The 2,838-nt window shown below is 72.3% G+C and carries 2 protein-coding genes; both read left to right on the forward strand.

Annotated features, from left to right (window positions below):
* Positions 1 to 82: 82 nt before the first annotated feature.
* Positions 83 to 517, forward strand: a complete 435-nt coding sequence (locus DQW06_RS23400; RefSeq protein WP_013154842.1) for a (deoxy)nucleoside triphosphate pyrophosphohydrolase — start codon at positions 83 to 85, stop codon at positions 515 to 517.
* A 383-nt stretch (positions 518 to 900) separates the two neighbouring features.
* Entirely contained in the window at positions 901 to 2,793 is a 1,893-nt protein-coding gene (gene typA, locus DQW06_RS23405) for a translational GTPase TypA (RefSeq protein ID WP_013154841.1), read from the forward strand.
* The last annotated feature ends 45 nt before the right edge of the window (positions 2,794 to 2,838 follow it).

Here is a 2,838-nt window from a genome sequence, read left to right on the forward strand (position 1 = left end):
GCACCCCCGGGCGCCGGCCTCCCCGCGTCGGCGCCCGGGGCCCCGACCCGAAGGTCACCGGCACTGGTTAGGCTCGGGAACCGTGGAACAGCAGACCCTGATCGTGGTGGGCGCCGTCCTCGTCCGTGACGGCCGCGTCCTGGCCGCCCAGCGCGCCGAACCCGAGGCCCTGCGCGGCCGGTGGGAGTTCCCCGGCGGCAAGGTCGATCCGGGGGAGACCCCGGAGCAGGCCCTGGTCCGCGAGTGCCGCGAGGAACTCGGCGCCACCGTCCGACCCCTGCACCAGCTCGGCGCGGACGCGCCCTTCCCCGCGCCCGCCAGGAGGCACACGCGCCCCGCCGTGCTGCGGCTCTGGCGCGCGGAACTGGTCGAGGGGGAGCCCCGGCCCCTGGAGCACCTGTCCCTGCGCTGGCTCGCCGCCGACGAACTGCGCGGACCGGACTGGCTGCCCGCCGACGTGCCCTTCCTCGACCTCGTCGAACCCCTGCTCACCCCGGGCGCCGTCCCCCGCTCCTGACCCCCGCGGGCGCCGCGGGGCCGCCCCAGCGGGCCTCCCGCGTCCCCGAGCGGGACCCTGCGGCGAACGGGTGCCGCCCGGCGCCGCCGTGCGCCCCGCGGGGGCGACCGGCCTCCACCGGGTTCGTCTCCATCGGCACGCCCGCACGGGGCCCGCCCGCACCGCGCTTGTCTGCGCGGGCCCGCCCGCACCGGGCCCGCCCGCGCGGGACCCGCCTCCACTGGGCCCGTCCGCGCCGGGCTTGCGTGCACGGGGCTCGCCCGCACCGGGCCGTGACGGCGGCGGCCTGCACGTTTCCCCAGCAGTCCACCATGACCGCATAAACTGGCGGTGGGCCGTGGCACTCCGCGGTTCTTCCCAGTACCAGGAGATCGAGCTTTCCCATGTCCAGCGCTACGCCCGTCGAGGGCTCCGCACGCCGCAGCGACCTCCGCAACGTCGCGATCGTGGCCCATGTGGACCACGGCAAGACGACCCTCGTTGACGCCATGCTCTGGCAGTCCGGTGTGTTCCGGGAGAACCAGGACGTCGACGACCGGGTGATGGACTCCAACGACCTGGAGCGCGAGAAGGGCATCACCATTCTCGCCAAGAACACGGCCGTCCACTACACCACGCCCGAGGGCGAGGACGTGGTCATCAACATCATCGACACCCCCGGCCACGCCGACTTCGGCGGCGAGGTCGAGCGCGGCCTGTCGATGGTCGACGGCGTGGTCCTGCTCGTGGACGCCAGCGAGGGCCCCCTCCCGCAGACCCGCTTCGTGCTGCGCAAGGCCCTCCAGGCCAAGCTCCCCGTCATCCTCGTGATCAACAAGGTCGACCGGCCCGACAGCCGGATCGCCGAGGTCGTGGACGACACCTACGAGCTGTTCATGGACCTGGACGCCGACGAGTCGCAGATCGAGTTCCCGATCGTCTACGCCTGCGCCCGCGACGGCAAGGCCTCCCTGGAGCGCCCCGCCAACGGCACGGTGCCCGACAACGACAACCTCGTGCCGCTGTTCAGCACCATCCTGGACACCATCCCGGCCCCCGAGTACATCCCCGAGGCCCCGCTCCAGGCGCACGTGACCAACCTGGACGCCTCCCCGTTCCTCGGCCGCCTGGCGCTGTGCCGCATCCAGCAGGGCGAGCTGCGCAAGGGCCAGCAGGTCGCGTGGATCCGCACCGACGGCAGCACCCAGCAGGTCAAGATCACCGAGCTGCTCATGACCGAGGGCCTGGAGCGCAAGCCCGCCGAGAAGGCCGGGCCCGGCGACATCGTCGCCATCGCCGGTATCGAGGACATCATGATCGGCGAGACCCTCGCCGACCTGGAGAACCCGGTCCCGCTGCCGCTCATCCAGGTGGACGAGCCCGCCATCTCCATGACCATCGGCACCAACACCTCGCCGCTGGTCGGCAAGGTCAAGGGCGCCAAGGTCACCGCGCGCCTGGTCAAGGACCGCCTCGACAAGGAGCTCGTCGGCAACGTCTCCCTGCGGGTCCTGCCCACCGAGCGCCCCGACGCCTGGGAGGTGCAGGGCCGCGGCGAGCTGGCGCTGGCCATCCTGGTCGAGCAGATGCGCCGCGAGGGCTACGAGCTGACCGTCGGCAAGCCGCAGGTGGTCACCCGGGTCGTGGACGGCAAGGTGCACGAGCCCGTCGAGCGCCTCACCGTGGACGCCCCCGAGGAGTACATGGGCGCCATCACGCAGCTGCTCAGCATCCGCAAGGGCCGCATGGAGAACATGGTCAACCACGGCACCGGCTGGGTGCGCATGGACTGGCTGGTGCCCTCCCGCGGCCTCATCGGCTTCCGCACCGAGTTCCTCACCGAGACCCGCGGCACCGGTATCGCCCACCACGTCTTCGAGAAGTTCGAGCCGTGGTTCGGCGAGCTGCGCACCCGCCCCAACGGGTCCCTGGTGGCCGACCGCGCCGGCTCGGCCGTCGCGTTCGCGATGTTCAACCTCCAGGAGCGCGGCACGCTCTTCGTCGAGCCGGGCACCGAGGTCTACGAGGGCATGATCGTGGGCGAGAACTCGCGCGCCGACGACATGGACGTCAACATCACCAAGGAGAAGAAGCTCACCAACATGCGCTCGGCCACCGGCGACGAGCTGGTGCGCCTGGTGCCGCCGCGCAAGCTGTCCCTGGAGCAGGCCCTGGAGTTCTGCCGCGAGGACGAGTGCGTGGAGGTCACCCCCGAGCACGTGCGCATCCGCAAGGTCGTCCTGGACCAGAAGGAGCGCGGCCGCATGACGGCCAACAAGAAGCGCCAGCAGCAGTAGGACCGCTGCCACCGCCCGTGGGCGGGCCGCTCCGGCGGCCCGCCC

Origin of the sequence: Nocardiopsis sp. TNDT3, assembly GCF_003427465.1 — a bacterium.
Taxonomy (GTDB): Bacteria; Actinomycetota; Actinomycetes; order Streptosporangiales; family Streptosporangiaceae; genus Nocardiopsis; species Nocardiopsis dassonvillei.

Coding starts and splice junctions, on each gene's coding strand:
- typA (WP_013154841.1), top strand. CDS start 901: ATGTCCAGCGCTACGCCCGTCGAGGGCTCCGCACGCCGCAGCGACCTC.